Annotated in this window: 15 protein-coding genes; 5 read left to right on the forward strand and 10 right to left on the reverse strand. The window is 64.8% G+C overall.

Translation table 11 applies throughout. From position 1 onward, the window contains the following. Window positions 1-32: 32 nt before the first annotated feature. The 3 genes from ACOCG7_RS02085 to ACOCG7_RS02095 are packed head-to-tail and all read right to left on the reverse strand — an operon-like array spanning window position 33 to window position 5,812. Window positions 33-3,683 (reverse strand): hydantoinase B/oxoprolinase family protein, encoded by a 3,651-nt coding sequence (locus tag ACOCG7_RS02085; protein WP_083082258.1) that lies wholly within the window; start codon window positions 3,681-3,683, stop codon window positions 33-35. Between the two features lie 31 nt (window positions 3,684-3,714). Further along, window positions 3,715-5,022 carry an MFS transporter gene (locus ACOCG7_RS02090; protein WP_083082261.1) on the reverse strand — a complete coding sequence of 436 codons (1,308 nt, stop codon included), beginning with the start codon at window positions 5,020-5,022 and terminating at the stop codon, window positions 3,715-3,717. Window positions 5,023-5,041: 19 nt separating this feature from the next. Then, a complete protein-coding gene (locus ACOCG7_RS02095) occupies window positions 5,042-5,812 on the reverse strand; it encodes a putative hydro-lyase (protein WP_073428661.1) in 771 nt (256 codons plus the stop codon). Between the two features lie 357 nt (window positions 5,813-6,169). On the opposite strand from ACOCG7_RS02095, the gene ACOCG7_RS02100 reads away from it, so the two are divergent. Together ACOCG7_RS02100 and ACOCG7_RS02105 are read left to right on the forward strand one after the other, a co-directional pair. Further along, window positions 6,170-7,102: a LysR family transcriptional regulator gene (locus ACOCG7_RS02100; protein ID WP_073428660.1), complete on the forward strand. Its 933-nt coding sequence runs from the start codon at window positions 6,170-6,172 to the stop codon at window positions 7,100-7,102. Window positions 7,103-7,247: 145 nt separating this feature from the next. Next, the gene (locus tag ACOCG7_RS02105; protein WP_073428659.1) at window positions 7,248-7,553 is read left to right on the forward strand and encodes a hypothetical protein; all 306 of its coding nucleotides are present in this window, start codon (window positions 7,248-7,250) and stop codon (window positions 7,551-7,553) included. Window positions 7,554-7,596: 43 nt separating this feature from the next. Here the strand turns inward: ACOCG7_RS02105 and ACOCG7_RS02110 are convergent, their stop codons facing one another. From ACOCG7_RS02110 to ACOCG7_RS02125, 4 genes are all read right to left on the reverse strand, one after another. After that, complete coding sequence (locus ACOCG7_RS02110; RefSeq protein ID WP_421376646.1) at window positions 7,597-9,006, reverse strand: S8 family peptidase; 1,410 nt, start codon at window positions 9,004-9,006, stop codon at window positions 7,597-7,599. A gap of 66 nt (window positions 9,007-9,072) precedes the next feature. Further along, window positions 9,073-9,828 (reverse strand): TorF family putative porin, encoded by a 756-nt coding sequence (locus ACOCG7_RS02115; RefSeq protein ID WP_114163953.1) that lies wholly within the window; start codon window positions 9,826-9,828, stop codon window positions 9,073-9,075. A gap of 279 nt (window positions 9,829-10,107) precedes the next feature. Next, window positions 10,108-10,755, reverse strand: coding sequence for a hypothetical protein (locus ACOCG7_RS02120; protein ID WP_083082869.1), 648 nt, complete (start codon window positions 10,753-10,755; stop codon window positions 10,108-10,110). Continuing rightward, window positions 10,752-11,348 (reverse strand): RNA polymerase sigma factor, encoded by a 597-nt coding sequence (locus ACOCG7_RS02125; protein WP_083083097.1) that lies wholly within the window; start codon window positions 11,346-11,348, stop codon window positions 10,752-10,754. The genes ACOCG7_RS02120 and ACOCG7_RS02125 overlap by 4 nt, the downstream gene beginning before the upstream one ends. A 424-nt stretch (window positions 11,349-11,772) precedes the next feature. On the opposite strand from ACOCG7_RS02125, the gene ACOCG7_RS02130 reads away from it, so the two are divergent. After that, window positions 11,773-12,501 carry a response regulator transcription factor gene (locus ACOCG7_RS02130; protein ID WP_310122446.1) on the forward strand — a complete coding sequence of 243 codons (729 nt, stop codon included), beginning with the start codon at window positions 11,773-11,775 and terminating at the stop codon, window positions 12,499-12,501. Here ACOCG7_RS02130 and ACOCG7_RS02135 read toward each other — a convergent pair. The 3 genes from ACOCG7_RS02135 to ACOCG7_RS02145 form a co-directional block, all read right to left on the reverse strand. Next, on the reverse strand, window positions 12,498-13,325 hold the full coding sequence (locus ACOCG7_RS02135) for a hypothetical protein (protein WP_083082866.1): 828 nt from the start codon (window positions 13,323-13,325) through the stop codon (window positions 12,498-12,500). The two genes, ACOCG7_RS02130 and ACOCG7_RS02135, sit on opposite strands and share 4 nt — an antisense overlap. Before the next feature lie 240 nt (window positions 13,326-13,565). Then, on the reverse strand, window positions 13,566-14,927 hold the full coding sequence (locus tag ACOCG7_RS02140; RefSeq protein ID WP_083082864.1) for an RNA polymerase sigma factor: 1,362 nt from the start codon (window positions 14,925-14,927) through the stop codon (window positions 13,566-13,568). Window positions 14,928-15,260: 333 nt separating this feature from the next. Further along, window positions 15,261-15,755, reverse strand: a complete 495-nt coding sequence (locus ACOCG7_RS02145) for a lytic transglycosylase domain-containing protein (RefSeq protein WP_421376650.1) — start codon at window positions 15,753-15,755, stop codon at window positions 15,261-15,263. A gap of 308 nt (window positions 15,756-16,063) precedes the next feature. Here ACOCG7_RS02145 and ACOCG7_RS02150 point away from each other — a divergent pair, with 308 nt between their 5' ends. Together ACOCG7_RS02150 and ACOCG7_RS02155 are read left to right on the forward strand one after the other, a co-directional pair. Next, window positions 16,064-16,381 (forward strand): hypothetical protein, encoded by a 318-nt coding sequence (locus tag ACOCG7_RS02150; protein WP_083082860.1) that lies wholly within the window; start codon window positions 16,064-16,066, stop codon window positions 16,379-16,381. A gap of 502 nt (window positions 16,382-16,883) precedes the next feature. After that, entirely contained in the window at window positions 16,884-17,726 is an 843-nt protein-coding gene (locus ACOCG7_RS02155; protein WP_193615225.1) for a response regulator transcription factor, read from the forward strand. Window positions 17,727-17,809: the final 83 nt, after the last annotated feature.

The following is a 17,809-nucleotide window of genomic DNA, read 5'->3' on the forward strand; positions in this document are numbered from 1 at the left end:
CGCAAGGTGCGAGGCTGGATGCAGGCCGCGACTTATTCGACCTCGGACGCCGCTCCATATCCGCCACCGCCAGGCGTCTGAATCACGAAAACATCGCCGGCCTTCATCTGCACCTGATGACGCGCGCCGAAGGTTTCACGCTCCGCCGAACCGGCTCGTTCGACCCAGTTCACGCCGACCTTGCCCGGCGATCCGCCCGCCATGCCGAACGGCGCAACGCGCCTACGATTCGACAGGATGACGGCGGTCATCGGTTCGAGAAAGCGGACGCGCCGCTCGGTGCCGTCGCCGCCTCGCCATTGCCCCGCGCCGCCGCTGCCGTGACGCACGCGGAAGTCGTCGAGGCGAACCGGGAAGCGCCATTCGAGCACTTCGGGATCGGTGAGCCGCGAGTTGGTCATGTGCGTCTGCACGGCGCTGCAACCCGCCGCCGACGCACTCGCGCCCGAGCCCCCGCAGATGGTCTCGTAGTACTGGTACTGCTCGTTGCCGAACGTGAAGTTGTTCATCGTGCCCTGGGCGCCCGCCATCACGCCGAGCGCGCCGTAGAGCGCATCGGTCACGACCTGCGACGTCTCGACGTTGCCGGCCACCACCGCGGCCGGATAGCGCGGGTTGAGCATCGAGCCTGCGGGAATGCGAATGTCCAGCGGCTTCAGACAACCGGCGTTGAGCGGAATGTCGTCGTCGACGAGTGTGCGGAACACATACAGCACGGCCGCCTTGCAGATCGCGGAGGGCGCGTTGTAATTGTTCGGCTGCTGTTCGCTCGTGCCTGCGAAATCGATCACCGCCGAGCGCGCGTCGCGGTCGATCGACACCGCGACGACGATCTTCGCGCCGTCGTCAAGTTCGTATTCGAAGCGTCCGTCCTTGAGCACCGACAGCGTGCGCCGCACGACTTCTTCGGCGTTGTCCTGCACGTGCCGCATGTACGCCTGCACCACGTCGAGTCCGAACTGCCCGCACATGCGGTCAAGCTCCTGCGCGCCCTTCGTGCACGCCGCGACCTGTGCCCGCAAATCCGCCATGTTCTGTTCGACGTTGCGAACCGGATAGCGGCCCGAGGTCAGCAACTCGCGCATTTCGCCTTCGAGAAAGCGGCCCTGCGCGACCAGTTGCACGTTATCGAGCAGCACGCCTTCCTGATCGACGTGCGTCGAGTCGGGCGGCATCGAGCCCGGCGAAATGCCGCCGATATCCGCATGATGCCCGCGCGCCGCGACGTAGAACGTCGGCGTCGCATGGTCCTCGACGAAAACCGGCATGACCACCGTCACGTCCGGCAGATGCGTGCCGCCGCCATACGGCGCGTTGAGCACGTAGACATCGCCGGATTGCATGGTGCCCGCGCGCCGCTCGATGATCGTCTGCACGCTTTCGCCCATCGAGCCGAGATGGACCGGCATGTGCGGCGCGTTGGCGATCAGGTTGCCGTCGGCGTCGAACAGCGCGCACGAGAAGTCGAGGCGTTCCTTGATGTTGACCGAGTACGACGTGTTCGCCAGCGTCACGCCCATCTGCTCGGCGATCGACATGAACAGGTTGTTGAACACCTCGAGCAACACCGGATCGGCTTCGGTGCCGATCGCATGACGGTTCACGAGCGCGCTCGTGCGGTTGACCACCAGGTGATTGTGCCGGCTGACCTCGACTTGCCAGCCCGGCTCGATCACGGTCGTCCCGGTCTTTTCGCTGACGATGGCCGGGCCGTCGATACTCGCGCCGGGCGCGAGCGATTCGCGGTCGAACACGGGCGTGTCGTGCCACTCGCCGCCGGAAAACACGCGTGTCATGGCGAGCGGTTCGGGATTCGCGGAAGCACCCTCGGCGAGCGGCCAATGTTCGTCCTCGGCCTCGTGCGCCTGGCCGATCGCTTCGACGGCGACGGCTTCGATCACCAGCGCCTTGTTCGGCATCAGGAAACCGTAACGCGCGCGGTACAGACGCTCGAACGTCGCGACGATCGCGGGCGCGTCGTTGCTGAATTCGATTTCGAGCGCGGTGTCGGTGCCGTCGTATTTCACGTGAAGCGTGCGGCGCAGCGTGATGCAGTCTTTCGCGATGCGCTGCTGCGCGACTTCGTCTTGCGCGGCGCTTTCCAGCGGCGCGAACGCGTCCTCGCAAGCGGCGAGCGACGTGCCGTCGAGCCGCGTTTCGACGGCTTGCTGACGCAGCGCGCGCACGTCGGCGAGACCCATGCCATACGCCGACAGCACGCCCGCGAGCGGGTGGATGAACACGCGCGTCATGCCGAGCGCGTCCGCGACGAGGCACGCGTGCTGACCGCCCGCGCCACCGAAGCAGGCGAGCGTGTACCGGGTCACGTCGTAGCCGCGCTGCACCGAGATCTGCTTGATCGCATTCGCCATGTTCTCCACGGCGATCTTCAGAAAGCCCTCGGCGATTTCTTCCGGCGTTCGTTGCGCGCCGGTCGCCTTTTCGACCTGCGCCGCGACGTCGGCAAACTTGCGCTGCACGACGGCGGCATCCAGCGGCAAGTTGCCTTCCGGTCCGAACACGTGAGGGAAAAACTGCGCGCTGATCTTGCCGGTCATCACGTTGCAATCGGTGACGGTCAGCGGGCCGCCGCGCCGATACGACGCCGGCCCCGGATTCGCGCCGGCGCTCTCCGGGCCCACACGCAAGCGCGCGCCGTCGAAGCTGCAAATCGAGCCGCCGCCCGCCGCGACGGTGTGGATTTTCATCATCGGGGCGCGGATGCGAACGCCCGCCACTTCGGTGGCGAACTCGCGCTCGTATTCGCCCGCATAGTGCGTCACATCGGTCGAGGTGCCGCCCATGTCGAAGCCGATGATCGACTCGAAGCCCGCGAGCTTCGACACTTGCGCCGCGCCCACGATCCCGCCCGCGGGACCGGACAGGATGGCGTCCTTGCCCTGGAAGCGGTGAGCGTCGGTGAGGCCGCCGTTGCTCTGCATGAATTGCAGCGGCACCGCGCCCAGATCGCTTTCCACCTGCTGAACGTAGTGGCGCAGAATCGGCGACAGATACGCATCCACGACGGTCGTGTCGCCGCGCGACACCAGCTTCATCAGCGGGCTGACCTCGTGGCTCACGGAGATTTGCGTATAGCCGATGTCCTGTGCGATTTCCTTGAGCTTGCGTTCGTGTTCGGCGTACCGGTAACCGTGCATCAGCACGATCGCGCAGGAACGGATGCCGCTCTCATACGCCTGCCGCAATGCCGCGTAAGCCTGCTCCGTATCCAGTTCGCGCACCACTTCGCCGCGCGCGCCGATCCGCTCGTCGATTTCCACCACGCGCTGATACAGCAGCGTCGGCAATTCGATGTCGCGCACGAACAGCTTCGGACGGCTCTGATACGCGATTCGCAAGGCGTCGGCGAAACCCTTCGTGATCGCCAGCACCGTGGGCGCGCCCTTGCGTTCGAGCAGGGCGTTGGTGGCGACCGTCGTGCCCATTCGCACGCTGTCGATCAGATGCGCGGGCACGGGCTCGCGGGCCGCGACGCCCAGCAGATCGCGAATGCCTTGCACCGCCGAATCGCGATATCGCTCGGGATTCTCCGACAGCACCTTGTGCGTGACGATCTGTCCATCGGGGCGGCGCGCGACGATGTCGGTGAACGTGCCGCCGCGGTCGATCCAGAATTGCCAGCGGCGATCACGCGGTAGCTGAGTGTCGGCTTGATGTGTCATCAGAAGAGTTCTCCGGTGAATGTTGAGGTGCTCACGATTCGAGTTGCGCGCCGCGCGTTTCGGGCAGCGTCAGCGCCGCGAGAATCACGACGCCGTAGGCGGCCGCAGCGAAGGTGCCGATCGCGACGCCGAGCGCCATTTTTTGCGCGACGAAACCGATCAGAAACGGGAAGGTCGCGCCGACCGCGCGGCCGAAGTTGTAGCAAAAGCCTTGGCCCGAACCGCGAATCCGCGTGGGGAAGAGTTCGGTCATGAACGCGCCCATCCCGGCGAAGATGCCCGAGGCGAAGAAGCCGAGCGGAAAGCCGAGCACGAGCAGCAGCGCGTTGCTCATCGGCACGCGGGTATAGACGAGAGCGATCGCCATCGAGGCGATCGAGAACGCGATGAAGTTCAGCTTGCGGCCAAAGCGGTCGCTGAGAAAAGCGCCGCACAGGTAGCCCGCATACGAGCCGGCGATGATGACCGCGAGATAGCCGCCCGTGCCCACCACGCTCAGGTGCTGTTCGGTCTTGAGGTAAGTGGGCAGCCAGGTGGTGATCGCGTAGTAGCCGCCTTGCGTGCCGGTGGCGAGGATCGCGGTGCGCAGCGTCGTCAGCCAGACGCCGGGGCCGAAGATCTCGAAGAACGAACTCGTGTTGCCGGCTTCGGCGTCACGCTGCTTCTGTTGCAGATGAACTTCCGGTTCCTCGACGAAACGGCGGATGAAGATCACGAACGGCGCGGGCAACACGCCGAGCGCGAACAACGCGCGCCATGCGATATCGCCGGGCAGCAGCGAAAACACCAGCGTATAGAGTCCCGCCGACGCCGCCCAGCCAATCGCCCAGCCCGCCTGCACCATGCCGACCGCCTTGCCGCGATCGCGCGGCCGGATCACCTCGCCGATCAGCACCGCGCCCGCGGTCCATTCACCGCCGAAGCCGAAGCCCATCAAGCCGCGCGCGATCAGAAGCTGGCTGTAGTTCTGCGCGAACGCGCACAGCAGCGTGAAAAACGCGAACCAGACGATGGTGATCTGCAGCGTCTTGACCCGGCCGATGCGGTCGGAAAGAATGCCCGCGACCCAGCCGCCGAGCGCCGAGGTCAGCAGCGTGACCGTGCCGATCAGGCCGGCTTCGCCCTTGGTGAGACTCCAGGTCGCGATCAGCGTCGGAATCACGAAGCTGAGGAATTGCGTGTCCATCGCATCGAGCGCATAGCCGACCTTGCAGCTCCAGAATGCCCGCCGCTCGCTCGCGTTGGTGTGCCGATACCAGCCGAACATGCCGCGGCTCGCGGTGGTGTCCGCCGTTGCGTCGTCGGCGGGCGTGCTTGCGTATTGCGCTTCCGTAGTCATGCGTTTCTCCTGAGATGCGTCAGAACACCGCGAGCGATGCGTTGGGGATGTCGGTGACCAGCATGTGGCCAGGACGATGCGCGATCGCGAACGGCAGCCGCGCGCTTTCAATGGCGCTTTGAGGCGTCACGCCGCAGGCCCAGAAGACCGGCAGTTCGTGTTCATGGATCGATACCGGATCGCCGAAATCCGGGCTCGACAGATCCTCGATACCGAGCACGGCGGGGTTGCCGATATGCACCGGCGCGCCATGCACCGCCGGAAAGCGGCTCGTGATCTGCACGGCGCGAATCGCGTGGGCGCCGCTCATCGGCCGCATGGAGACGACGAGCCGGCCGCCGAACCGGCCCGCCGCCTGGTTCGCGACGTGGGTGCGGTACATCGGCACGTTGACGCCTTCATCCACGTGGCGCAGCGGAATGCGTTCGCGCGCGAGCATCTGCTCGAACGAGAACGAGCAGCCGATCGCGAATACGACCAGATCGTCGCGCCATACGTCGCGGATATCGGCGGGCTGCTCGCACAACACGCCGTCGCGATAGACGTTGTAGCCGGGCACGTCGGTGCGGATATCGAGGTCGCGGCCCAGCATCGGCAGATCGAATTGCCCCGGTTCGCCGACGCCGAGCAGCGGGCAGGCTTTCGGATTGCGCAGGCAGAAGCGCATGAAGTCCTCGGCGTAGGCGCTCGGCAGAATGGCGAGGTTGGCTTGCGCGAAGTCGCCGCAATAACCGGCCGTGGGCCCTGAAAATTCCTTGCTGCGAACTTGCTGGCGAAAGGTGTGCGGCATGACGGCGATTCCGTTCGTGAGTGCGATGGGGTGCAGAGTAGGACCAACAAAATAGCTGCGCCAGCGAGTTATTCGTGCCGCTGGCGTTCAGGTTTTCTTAACGGTTTCGTGCGGGTTTTTACGTAGCGGATGCTTGGGGGCGCGTCGCGGCAAGCGCCTGCTTGTCGCCCCGAAAGCATTGATGAACGGGCAATATGGGTGGACAAGGTCGAGGCGTTTCAATGCATGGCGAATACCTCGCGTCGTTTCGTCATACCGGCCACAAAAGCGGCCGGTTTCGTATAAACGGCGCTTTTTGTTAAGGCATACTGCAAGCCGGAAACAATAAAAAAATCCGCCAATCTTCAGACCTGCCCCATGAACACGCGCTTTCTCGAAACCTTCGTGACGCTCGCTCAACTCGAAAGCTTTCGAGCGACGGCGCGCGTGCTGCACGCGACCCCGGCGACGATTTCGCTGCGCATCCGCTCATTGGAGGACGAGCTCAAGACCGAACTCGTCGACCGTTCGACAACGGGCTTCCGGCTGACGCCCTCGGGCCAGAATCTGCTCGGGCCCGCGAAGAACGTCGTCAACGCGGCGCGCGCATTGCGGGAGGCGGCGGGCCAGGAAGTCGTGGTCGGCGGCAAGCTGCGGTTGGGCGTCATCGAAACGGTCGTGCATAGCTGGCTCGCGCACTACGTCACGCAGTTGAACGCGAGCTTTCCGCGGCTCGAAGTGGACCTGACCGTCGATTCGAGTTCGGTGCTGCAACGGCGTCTCCTGAGCGGCGATCTCGACCTCGTGATACGGGTCGAGGGCATCGACAGCACGAAGATCGTCTCCCGCGCGATCGCCAGTTATCCGGTTCGCTGGATCGCGAAACGGGGCTTGCTGTCGAAACGCGCCGAAGGGCTCGCGCTGCGTGTGCTGGAGCGTCCGGTGCTGACCTTTGGGCGCGGCACCGCGCCGCAAGTCGCGCTCGAAAGCATCGTTCATGCGCTCGCGCAGCAGCTCGGCATGCCGGCCGGGCAAACGCGCATCACCTGCTCGCCGTCGGTCGCCGCGATCGTTCAACTGGTGCGCGACGGCTATGGCGTCGCCGCCATTCCGGGCCTGTTCGTCGCGGAGGCCTTGCAGAGCGGCGAATTCATCGAGTTGCCGCTCAAACCCGTGCCGCCGCCGATCATCGTGTCGATTTGCAAGCCGGTGGACGCGAGTCCGATGATTCATGCCGCCGCGAATGCGGCGCAGCTTGCGTGCTCGGCGTATTGTCAGACGCGGCGCAAGGATCTGGTCGAGGCGCTTTGATCGCTTTGGTCGAGCTTGAGCAGCAGGTTCATTTCACGCGGTGAGAAAAGCGTTTCGTCTCGCGCCAACCCGATTCGCTATCGGCGCGGTGCGGATGGGCCATCGGTACGAGGATGGTTTTTTTCAACCGTGAGCGGGATTCGGAATGTTGCTGCTGCGTTCACTCAACCTGACCGCGGGCGTTGCTTGCGCATTGTTGCTCGCCTCCGCGAATGCGTTTTCACAGCCTTGTTCAACGGCTGACGACTGCGCGAGCTTGCTGCGCGTCAGCACCCACGACGACAATGTGCGGGCCGAACGTCACCGGGAAGAACAGCTACGCGAGGAACGCCTGCGCTCCGAGCGCTTACGTTCCGAGCGGTTGCGCTCGGATCGCCTGCGCGAAGAGCGGCTACGTTCGGACCGATTGCGCGCCGATCGCTTGCGTGAAGAGCGCCTTCGCGAGGATTAACCAACGCCGCGTCGCCGGGGTCGCCGCATCGCCGCGTTCCCGTTCAACGGGCCGCCTCCACGCACGTGTGACGAAGCGCCTCGACCGCCCGGCATGCGTTGATGACCCGGACATGCTGCCGGCTCGGACCGCTCGTCTGGTCGAGCAACGTTTCGATCGAGCGCGCGTCGAGGTTGGGCTGCAAGCCGAGCAGCAACGCGATGGTGCCCGTCACATTCGCTGTCGCGAACGACGAGCCCGAGACAAAGTCGTAATGTCCGCCGGGCGTGAGCGTCAGGATGTCGTGGCCGGGCGCGTAGAGCACGCGCGCGGTGGAATCGGAGGCGGGGCCATTCGTCGCGCGTGCCGACGCGCGTGCGGAGTCCACCGCGATCACGCCCGGCACGCCGACCGGAAACGCCTTGAGGTTGCCGTCCGGCAGCACCGCGCCCACCACGATCACTCCTTTTCTCACCGACAGTTCGATCAGTTGAGTGAGCAGCGGATCCTTCGGCCCGCCCAGGCTCAGATTGATGATCTGTGCATGCGCTTCGAGCGCCGACTGGATCGCCTCGGCGAGCGTGAACGAATTGCAGCGCGAAGGTCCGCTGCGATTGTCCGCTTGCCAGCAGGCCTTGACCGCGATCAGTTTCGCGTGCGGCGCGACGCCTTCGATGCCGGCCTTGCCGTCCGCGCCGCCCGCGCGATCCGCCGCGATGACGCCCGCGACCGCGGTGCCGTGCAGGTCGCGATTGAATTGCGTCCAGTCCTCGTCAACGAAATTGCGTGTCGAGACAATGCGGTCGTGCAGATCGGGATGGGTGGTGTCGACGCCGGTGTCGATCACCGCGACCCGCACCGAATCGCCGCGTGTGACCTTTTGCGCCGCGCCCGCGCCGATTTCGCGGAAGCCCTGTTGCAAGTCGGTGTAGTCGTTGTTGCCGGCTGGCGCGTCGGCGAGCAAGTCGAAGGTCTGCAACGGCTGCGCGAGGCTGACGCGGGAATCGGCGGCGAGCCGCGCGACGACTTCCTCGCGCGGCGTATCGCCGATGATCTCCAGCATCGCGCAATGCACCTTCAGCGACGGGATCGGCCAGGCCGACACCTCACGCAAGCCGTATTGCCGCGCGAGCGCCGCGACTTGCGCCCGCGCGCTGCCGCTCGGCGAATAGCCGCCGGCCGCGCCGTATCCGGCCGCGGTCGAGCCGGCGCGCAGCATCAGCGTTTCGGGCGGATTGGCGACGGCCAGCACGATCATCCGTTCGGGACGCGCCTTCATCTGCTGCGTCGCGACAGCGGGGTCGGGCGTCGCGGGCACGAGCGCGCAGGCGGACATCGCGAACGCGGCGCACAGGGACAGCCAGCAGAGCAGCGTGCGCCGCGCCAGGGCGGCCCACGTGCCGCGCTCGTCGCCGTTCGCTGCCGGGCTCGCGTCGTACGGCGGGTGCGGGGCGGAGCGGTCCTTGGGCGTCATGGCAACTCGATTCATGATGGAAATAGCCGTAGGTGCGCGTCGTCGTGTAAAAAGTTACGCCGCCGCTCAGAAATGCCAGATTGCATCGGCGATCCAGCGATTGGATGCGCCCGGTCCGAGGTGCGCCTTGGCTTCGTTGTTGGTGGCGATATACGACACGTCGAATTGCCACGCGCGATACTGGTAAGTCAGTCCGACGTTGCCGTAGACGTAGCCGATGCCGAGCACCGAGTGCAGATCGTAGTAACCGATGCCGGCCGTCGCGGTCCAGCCGTGCACGAGCGGCAGGCGGCCGACCAGATCGTAGGCGACGGCGCGCGAACTCGGCGACGGCCCGAAGCCGGTGTTCGGCGAGAGCGCGACGGATGCGAATACGGAGTCGCGCCAGCCCGCGGTCAGCACCAGTTCGTCGTAGTTGAAGCGCGTTGTGTGCGCCCCGCGGATGAACTGGTAATGCCCCAGCATCGCCTGGGCGCTCCAGTCGCCGGCCAGGCGCCAACCGTATCCGCCGTTGAGCACCGTTTCCACGCCCGTGCCCGACGAGCCGACGAACCGGAACGACCCCGCCGACGCGCCCGCAAAGAAGCCGTTGCCCGGATACCAGTTGGCCCCTGCGCTGACTGACGGCTGCCCGTCGCTGATGTCCATGCCGCGCGTGACCTTGTCGGTGGCGAGTCCCGCCTCGAACTGCCAATCGTCGCTCATGGCCGCGGCCGGCGCGGATAAAACGGCAAGCGTGACGAGTACCGCGCAGCATCGGATCAGGCCGGGCAAGCTGGCTGCCCCGCGACAAGGCGGGGACAAAGGACGCCGCAACTCCATATTGATCGTTCACGTTCCGGTGGATCGGGGACGGTGACCGTAAAGTCAAGCCATCTGGATGACCCGGCGCGACGACGATGCGCCGCTACCGGGTCGTGCCAATCCTAACCGATAAAGGTGACCGGACAAATCTCGGGGAGCCGGCGAAAAAAATCGTCTCGAAGGCGGTGACGATGCGCGTTTGCTGATGCCGCTTCCTGAGCCGAAACCGTCGATACCCGCGAATTCGCGGGACAGCGCCGCGCCCGCGCGTGCCGGGCGCTATCCCTGCGTGACTGCTCAGGCGCCGCCGACAGGCTCCGCGAAGCGGACTTGCGGTGCCGCCCGTAACGCCGACAACTGCGCGGCAACGTCCGCATGTCCGGCGCTCGGCGCAAGCGAATAGACGCCGTTTTCACCGGGGCCGCCGACGATCTGCAAATGCAGCGGTGCGAGCAGCGCCTGCAACCGGCCCACCGGCATTGCCGGATCGGCGACGAGCCGGATCGTTGCGCGCGTCGCGGCGGCGGGCTCGGACAACGTGCGGTAGTTCGCCGGCGCGCCGACGTCGTCATGCTGAATGCCGAGCATCGCGAGTCCGCCCGCTTCCAGCAGCGCGAGCACCGCGAGCCCGGCGGCCAGCGCCGCCATGCGGCTTCGCCGCGGTGCGGAAGCCGCGCCGCGCGCGGCCGGCGCTTCGGCCTCGTCGAAGCGCTCCCACAAACGCGCGAGACCGCGCTCGATATCGAGATCCCCGGCATGCTCGTGCGGCGTCATGGCCGCGTGCAGCCGGCGCTGCGCCGCCAGTTCATCGCGACACTGTTCGCAATCGCGCACGTGTGCGCCGACGAGGCGCTCGTCGGCCTCCGACGCGCGCCCGTTGACGATCCACGGCAGCAGTTCCCACGCGTGGAGATGAGTGAGTTCGCCTTTCCCTGACATGTTCATAGACCGTCCCCGGCAAGGCCGGCAAGCTCCGGCATGAGGTTGCGCAATTTGACCCGCGCGTGAAACATCCGCGCTTTCACCGTGCTGACCGGGCAGTCGGCGATCTCCGCGATCTCTTCGAGCGAGTGGCCCATCACGTAGGCCAGCTCCATCACGGCGCGCTGCTCGGGAGAGAGCCGGGTAAGACCCTTGGTCACCCAGTCGATGAGTTCGTGCGCGACGAAAGGCTCGCTCGTCAGCCCCTCGTGATCGTGCGACGGCGGCGCCGACGGCAAGCTGCCCTGGCGCAGCGCCTTGAGCGTGACGCGATAAGCAATGCCCATGAGCCACGTGGAGACGCGCGCCTCGTTGCGAAATTCGCCCGCTTTCTGCCAGACGATCATGAAGGTGTCGTTGATGACTTCCTCGATCATGTCGTCGCGCCGCGTGAAGCGGCCGAGAAAGCGCGCAAGGCGGCGGTGATACTCGCGATAGAGCGCGGCCAGCGCGGCTTTGTCTCCGTCGGAGACGCGTTTGAGCAACGCGGCGTCGTCCGCGTCGACGGTGCGCGCGGCATAGGGGACGCTGCTCTTGGCGATCGGGTCAGGTGACATGAGGTCGTGCTCGTAATCCGCCGGAGTGAAATTGGAAAGATGTCCGTAAGTGACGTCGAGCGCGAGCAAAGTTGCGAACGAAACAAAAGATTTGCCGGGGCGCCGCGATACGTGATGCGGATGCTGCAACCATGCCGGGGCGGTCGCCAGAATTCGAGTCAGGAAGCGCGGGTTCTCGTGTCAGCACATCCTGAACGTTCGGTAAGGGCGCGCCGACGCGTGCGCCGCGACGCACCGTGGCTGCGAGGGTTCAGCGATATGCGGCGGCCGTGCCGCGCGGCGGCGTGCCGGGCAACGGGGCGGATCGCCCGCGCCGGGGCGCATCCGGTTTCGCTTGGAGCGACACTTACCGGAACCGGGAGTGAGAACTTTGCATCTCGTCCGTATGAACGATTGATCGACATCAGGCCGACCAGGAGAAGACATGCGATTCGCCCTAGTGACCGAAGACCCCCTATTGACTCGCGATCTGGCCGGCTGTTTTGCCGCCGATTCGATCGCCGTCGAATCGTTTGACGGCGAACTGCCGCTCGTGCGTGCGATGCGCGCCACCGCCTACGACCTCGTGCTGATCGACGCGAAGAACGGTTCATTGCTGCTCGATTCGTTGCTGTCATGGCGCAATTGCAACGCGACCGCCTGCACGCCCGTGATCGTTCTCACGCCGTTCCCGAACTGGACGGCCATGCTGGGGTGGATCAACGCGGGCGCCACGGACGTGGCGTATCGCTTCGATCTGGAGCAGACGCGTCTGCGCGCCCATGTCGTGCTGCAGCGTGAAAATCATCGGGCGGGGGCGGACACCGTCACGCTGGGCGGCTACGTGTTGAGAAGAGACCTCGGCGTGCTGACCCTCGACGGCGTCGAGATACCGCTCACGCCGCGCGAATTCACGATGGCGTGGCTGTTCTTTTCGAATCCGGGCAAGTTCGTGACGCGCGCGCAGATCGCCGGCGGCGTGTGGGGTTCATGCGAGGACGTGGCCGCGCGCTCCATCGAGCAGCACATCTACAAGCTGCGCAAGAAGCTGCGTTTGTCGCCGGAATCGGGCTTGAATCTGAAGACCGTCTATGCGCTCGGCTACAAGCTGGATTGCGTTGCGCCGGTTGGCGAATCGACCGACGCATTGGCGCGCGTGGCGCAACCCGCCTAGATCACCGCCTCGAGTTCCAATGCCTTTTCGCAATCCGGCGCTTCGCCGCCGTGGCGAAAAAATACCCACGAAGACGCGGGCATGCCAGTGGACGCTTCGAGCGCGGCGGCTTTCATTTTCAGTTGCTGCATATCGATGACCGGCGCGCGCTTGAAGCAGATGAGCACGTTATTGGTCTCGCACGGCAACAGCAGAACGGCGTCGAATAGCTCGGACAGCCATTGCAGGTTTTGCCGCGTCAGCGCCGCGAGATTCGGGCCGAAGATGTTGATCGTCATCATGCCGTCCGCCGCGAGGCTTTCACAACAGGCCCGATAGAATGCGCGCCCTTGCCCCGCCGGCCCGTCGCGTTCGCTCAGATAAAGGTCCACCTGCAAGATGTCGATCGATGCACGACGCTCTTGCGCGCTGACATAGTCCAGCGCATTAGCCTCGATGATGCCGAGGCGCTCGCCCTCGGGCGGCATGCGGAACATCTCGCGGCATGCGTCGATTACCGCGGGATTGATCTCGACAGCCTCGATACGCGCGAGCGGAAAGCGCGCGTGGCAGAAGCGGGCCAACGCCCCGGCGCCCAATCCGAGTTGCGCGATGAGACGCGGCTGCTCGTAAAAACGCTCGGCGAACAGCATCCACGACATCATTTTCTGCGGGTACTCCATCCAGAGAAACGCGGGATGGCGCAGCACCATGCAGCCGAACGTGGAGTCCCATTCATCGCCGTTGTGCATGTAGAGCAGCCCGTCTCTCTTCGAAAAGGTGAGCGGCGCGAAGCGTCCTTCTCGGGCGGCGTCAATCTCTTCCGGGTTGTCGTGTTTCAGCATGTCGTTCGCGATGGAAAGGTCAGGGGCGTATTGCGTGCTGACTCATCATAAGCGGCGCGATCGGCCGCGCTGACACGACGCCGAAACGACAAGGCTTGGGGCGAACGTTTTCCACGACGATTGCGCCACCGCGAGCAGGGAGGATGGAGAGGGTGCGGTATTCAGCCGCCGTCAGGCGGATCGAGATCGCTTTCGCTCGCAAGCACCGCCTTGCGGTTTCCAGGCGATGTCGCGCCGCGTTCAGCTACGTTTGGCCTTGCCAAGTATGTCGATCGTTTCCCGCAGTTTGGCGCGCGCGCGATGCATGCGCGCCTTGACCGTCGTCACCGGGCAAGCCGTGATCTGCGAAATCTCCTCGACGGAATGCCCGAGAACGTAAGCCAGCGCCATCACGAGGCGCTGTTCGGCCGGCAACAGATCGAGCGCCTTGGAGAGCAGGTCGGAGAGCTCATGGTCGTGCCAGTACTGAACCAGGGTATCGGCGTGATCGGCATCCAGCAGCTCGAACTCCGAACGGCGCTGATCGCGCAACGAACGCAGGGCGGAGCGATACGCGATGCCGATGATCCATGTGGACACGTTCGAATCGCCGCGGAACTCGCCCGCCTTTTGCCACACGATCATGAAGGTATCGTTGACGATCTCGTCGATCACCTCGTTCTTCCACGTGAGCCGGTTCAGAAAGCGCGCGAGCCGCCGATGGTAGAGCCGGTACAGACGCGAGAGGGCGGAGGCATCGCCGGCCGCTATGCGATCGAGCAGGGGCCGGTCATGATCGACCGACGACGGGAAGCCGTTGCTTTTCCACGCATTCGCGGACATGTGCCGCGTGACTTCGTCGATTTCCAGGCGCGCGGCTTCGTGGCCGCGCTGGTTGCCGATGTCGTGCATCGCGCCGACGATGCCGGTGATGCGCCCGCTGTCGTCATGAACCACGCCTTTATAGAAGCGCACGGTGCGCACGAGGCCGGCCGCATGGCGCACGCCGGCGGTATAAACCTGGGTGCCGCCTTCGGACGCGAGGTCGAGATCGGCCTTGTGATAGGTGAGCGCCAGATCCGAGGGCGCGATGTCATAGACCGACTTGCCGAGGATGCCGCCGCGATCCAGGCCCAGAAAGTTTTCGAATACGGGGTTGCAGCCGGTGTAAATGCCGTTCGCGTCCTTGAAGAAGACGGGGGAGACCATCCCGTCCGCGTGACGCTGCAAGGCGGGAAAATCAACCGCGCCGTCGCGCGCGAAGGAGAGCAGCCGGGTTTGATCGAGAGCGCGCGCAATGATCGGTTCGGGGTCGAGCAGGTCGAGGTCGTCGGCGGCATCGTTGGCGCCCCGCGCGATCAGCGAGACGATGCGCTCCGCCGAGCGTTCGGGCAGCACCGGAATCAGGTAGTGCTCGTCGCCGTTCTCGATGCGCAATTTCTCGATCTCCGCGCCGGCCTCGACGCTGGCGCAATCGACGAACACCACCGCCGGCGACGGGTCCGCGATCAGATGGGGCGGCCGTAAAGCCCGCGCCCCATGACGCTGCATGACAGCCGGCATCGAACGGCCCGCGGAGCTGGACCAGAAAACGCGCGTGTCGTGGGCTGGGGTTGGCGCCATCAGCGTTCCTCATTGTTTTCCTCGTTGACTCTCGCACGCCGAACCGAAGAACGGCTGTGCGTCATGCGGGCAAGCGAGGCGCGGATTCAAGGGCTGGTCGCGTAATACGCTGCCGCGCGGCCTGCATGCTTGCGCCCGCGCTTGCCAGGGTATGAGGATACCGCCTTGATAGCCGGAAAATTATTGCAATCGTTTTGTAGGGAGGTGGAGCGTCGTTTTCTCGTTCCAGATATCGGGAAGTATATGACTTGTTGATGAATCGCGTCGCTAACTGCCGGCGCAAACCTCAAAAGGCGCGCTTAATCGCGCGGCGGCGCCGGCCGGTTCGGGACATCATTTTTGAGCGGCGTGCTCGGGCTGCCGCAGTTGATGCCAGCCCCCGAGAATCGCGGCGATATGGCGCGCGTACACGTCGCGCTCGGCGGGCGTCTCCGAATGGTAGGCCCCTATCGCGGCCCACGTGTTGCCGTATTTATCCATCTTGCCGCGCAGATGCCAGGCCGCGATGTACACGTTCTTGCACGGCTGCATCAGCGCATCGCGATCGATGTGGTAGCGCGACAGTTCACGCAGGTGAATGGAGTTGATCTGCATGACGCCGTAGTCGAGCGAGCCGTTTGCATTCAGATGCGTCGCGTTGGGCCGGTTATGCGACTCCTGCCATGCGATCGCGCGCAGCACCATCGGATTGACACGCTGATACGCCCCGGCGTCGTCGAAGCAGTCGGCCCATGCGGATTGCGCGGCGAGCGCAAGCGCAAGGTCGACGGCGACGGCGATCAGCGCGCGGCGCGCAAGCGGCGGACGATAACGGCTGGCGTGGTGCATGACGGTCTCCTCGAATGCGTGCCGGTACGTACCGGTGAACGGCGCGATTGTGATCGCCTTCCGTATGGGCTTCGAAGCGGCGGCGCGAAAACATGAGGTCGCGTGCGAACCCTGTTGCGCGAGGCGCGCGTATCGATGGTTGTCCCAGTATTTGCGCGGTCGTGAAGGACGTTGGCGTGGGCGTTCATTCGCGCAAGGGTTCAGCTTTTCGCAAGGCAATGGCGGCGCGGTGCCTGGCGAATCGTTCAATACGGCTTCAGTCAGGCTTCAATACCGCTTCAAGTGACAGGCTCCATTGCGAGGGTTCTATGACGATCAACCGTCTTTCGCGTTTCTTCCACGGAACCCGTTCCAGCGCGGACACGGCCACGCTGCCGAGGGCAGGCGTCAGCCCGAGGCCGGTTGCCCGCAGCCTGACCGCGCCCGGCGCGCTGTTGCTGCCGCGACGTCCGGCGAGCGCCGCGGCGTCAGCAGGCAAGACCTCGATGCCGCCGCGTGCCGCGCATGTGCAAACGCGTGCGGCGGACGAGCCGGGCCGGCACAACATCGATTGGCTCACGCGACGTCATTTGCTGGCGGACAGCGGCGCATCCAGGACGGACTCGCTTGGCAATCCGGAACAGTAAGCATGCGTGTGCATCAACAGCGGAATCCACTATTGCGCAGCCGTCGTGACGGATTCGTGGTTCGCGTGGCGTAAGGCAACGGTCATCAACACTACAAGAGACTTTCAGTCGCCATAAAGGCCGTGATTTTTTTCGCATGACGCCGCGCCAGCCGGTTCATGACTGTATCGCGTGGAATGGCACGCAATTCACGAGAGTTGTCGGAAGATGCCTCGGCTCGCGAATCGAGTTCCGGCGCCTCGCATGAAAATATCCGCGTCATGCGCATCCACCGCGTGCTCCCGATGCACTAACGGAGAGAGAGACCTCGCTCGATACGATCAATGCCGGTGGCGCAATGCAATGGGTCTTGCATCGCGCCGCTAAGGCCATTGACTAAAACCACGACGACCAGACGAGCGAGGCAATAAAAAGTTGTGCTTTGGGGAAACGCCGCCGTCTCCGCTGGAGGGGTGACGGCTGGAATCGAGAAGCGTGGATGCTTTTTTGGATGCGAACCGCCGTGAACAATAACCTGCTATTTGCCATTGCAACTGACGACCGGCTGCTTCGACGGACTGTTTCTGAAGCCTTTGCCGGAGACGGGGTCGTCATCGAGTCGTTCTCGAATGAACTCGATTTGCTGCGCGCAATGCGTGCGAACCGTTATGACCTGGTGCTGATCGACGCCAAGACCGAGCCGACGCCAACCAGCGCGTTGCTGTCGTGGCGCGACTGCAATGCCGATGTCTGCACGCCCGTGATCGTATTGACGAACCAGTCGAGCTGGTCGGGTCTGTTGCGTTGGATCGATGCGGGCGCGACCGACGTCGTGAATCGCTTCGACATGGAGCAGATCCGCTTTCGCGTCCACCTGGCGTTGCAGCGGCGTTTTTCCGATACCGTCACGCATCAGATCCAGATCGGCCGCTATGTGCTTCAGCGCGACCTCGGTCTCGCGACGATCGACGGCGTCGAGATTGCGCTGACAGCGCGCGAGTTCTCCATCGCCTGGATGTTCTTTTCGAACCCCGGAAAATTTCTTAGCCGCGCGCAGATCGCAGCCGGCGTGTGGGGTGCGACGGAGCAGATCGCCGCGCGCACGCTGGAGCAGCACATCTACAAGCTGCGCAAGAAGCTGCAGCTATCGCGCACCGCCGAGCTGAATCTGAAGACCGTGTATGCGCTCGGCTACAAGCTCGATGTCGCTCAGGCGGCGCAGTCCGGCTTCGACGCTGGCGCGCAGCCGGGGTTCGACAGGTTGCCGGCAAGCCTGGGGCAGGGCGGCACGCGGCGCGCTGGCGACGCAACGCTGCTCGAGCGCGCGTGCGATTCCTCCGCGCAGTTCGTCGTGACGGCGGCGTAGCGGCCGTCCGCTTGCGTCGCGCCTCGCCTGTCGAGGCGGCCGGCGCCGGCGGGTCGCCGCGTCACGACACATGACGCGAGCGG

Origin of the sequence: Paraburkholderia sp. DD10 (assembly GCF_049177125.1) — a bacterium.
GTDB classification, from domain to species: Bacteria; Pseudomonadota; Gammaproteobacteria; order Burkholderiales; family Burkholderiaceae; genus Paraburkholderia; species Paraburkholderia terricola.

What these genes read in the sequence shown, in the direction of transcription:
- ACOCG7_RS02085 (WP_083082258.1), bottom strand. Translation starts at nt 3,683, where the DNA reads ATGACACATCAAGCCGACACTCAGCTACCGCGTGATCGCCGCTGGCAA.
- ACOCG7_RS02090 (WP_083082261.1), bottom strand. Translation starts at nt 5,022, where the DNA reads ATGACTACGGAAGCGCAATACGCAAGCACGCCCGCCGACGACGCAACG.
- ACOCG7_RS02095 (WP_073428661.1), bottom strand. Translation starts at nt 5,812, where the DNA reads ATGCCGCACACCTTTCGCCAGCAAGTTCGCAGCAAGGAATTTTCAGGG.
- ACOCG7_RS02100 (WP_073428660.1), top strand. Translation starts at nt 6,170, where the DNA reads ATGAACACGCGCTTTCTCGAAACCTTCGTGACGCTCGCTCAACTCGAA.
- ACOCG7_RS02105 (WP_073428659.1), top strand. Translation starts at nt 7,248, where the DNA reads ATGTTGCTGCTGCGTTCACTCAACCTGACCGCGGGCGTTGCTTGCGCA.
- ACOCG7_RS02110 (WP_421376646.1), bottom strand. Translation starts at nt 9,006, where the DNA reads ATGACGCCCAAGGACCGCTCCGCCCCGCACCCGCCGTACGACGCGAGC.
- ACOCG7_RS02115 (WP_114163953.1), bottom strand. Translation starts at nt 9,828, where the DNA reads ATGGAGTTGCGGCGTCCTTTGTCCCCGCCTTGTCGCGGGGCAGCCAGC.
- ACOCG7_RS02120 (WP_083082869.1), bottom strand. Translation starts at nt 10,755, where the DNA reads ATGAACATGTCAGGGAAAGGCGAACTCACTCATCTCCACGCGTGGGAA.
- ACOCG7_RS02125 (WP_083083097.1), bottom strand. Translation starts at nt 11,348, where the DNA reads ATGTCACCTGACCCGATCGCCAAGAGCAGCGTCCCCTATGCCGCGCGC.
- ACOCG7_RS02130 (WP_310122446.1), top strand. Translation starts at nt 11,773, where the DNA reads ATGCGATTCGCCCTAGTGACCGAAGACCCCCTATTGACTCGCGATCTG.
- ACOCG7_RS02135 (WP_083082866.1), bottom strand. Translation starts at nt 13,325, where the DNA reads ATGCTGAAACACGACAACCCGGAAGAGATTGACGCCGCCCGAGAAGGA.
- ACOCG7_RS02140 (WP_083082864.1), bottom strand. Translation starts at nt 14,927, where the DNA reads ATGGCGCCAACCCCAGCCCACGACACGCGCGTTTTCTGGTCCAGCTCC.
- ACOCG7_RS02145 (WP_421376650.1), bottom strand. Translation starts at nt 15,755, where the DNA reads ATGCACCACGCCAGCCGTTATCGTCCGCCGCTTGCGCGCCGCGCGCTG.
- ACOCG7_RS02150 (WP_083082860.1), top strand. Translation starts at nt 16,064, where the DNA reads ATGACGATCAACCGTCTTTCGCGTTTCTTCCACGGAACCCGTTCCAGC.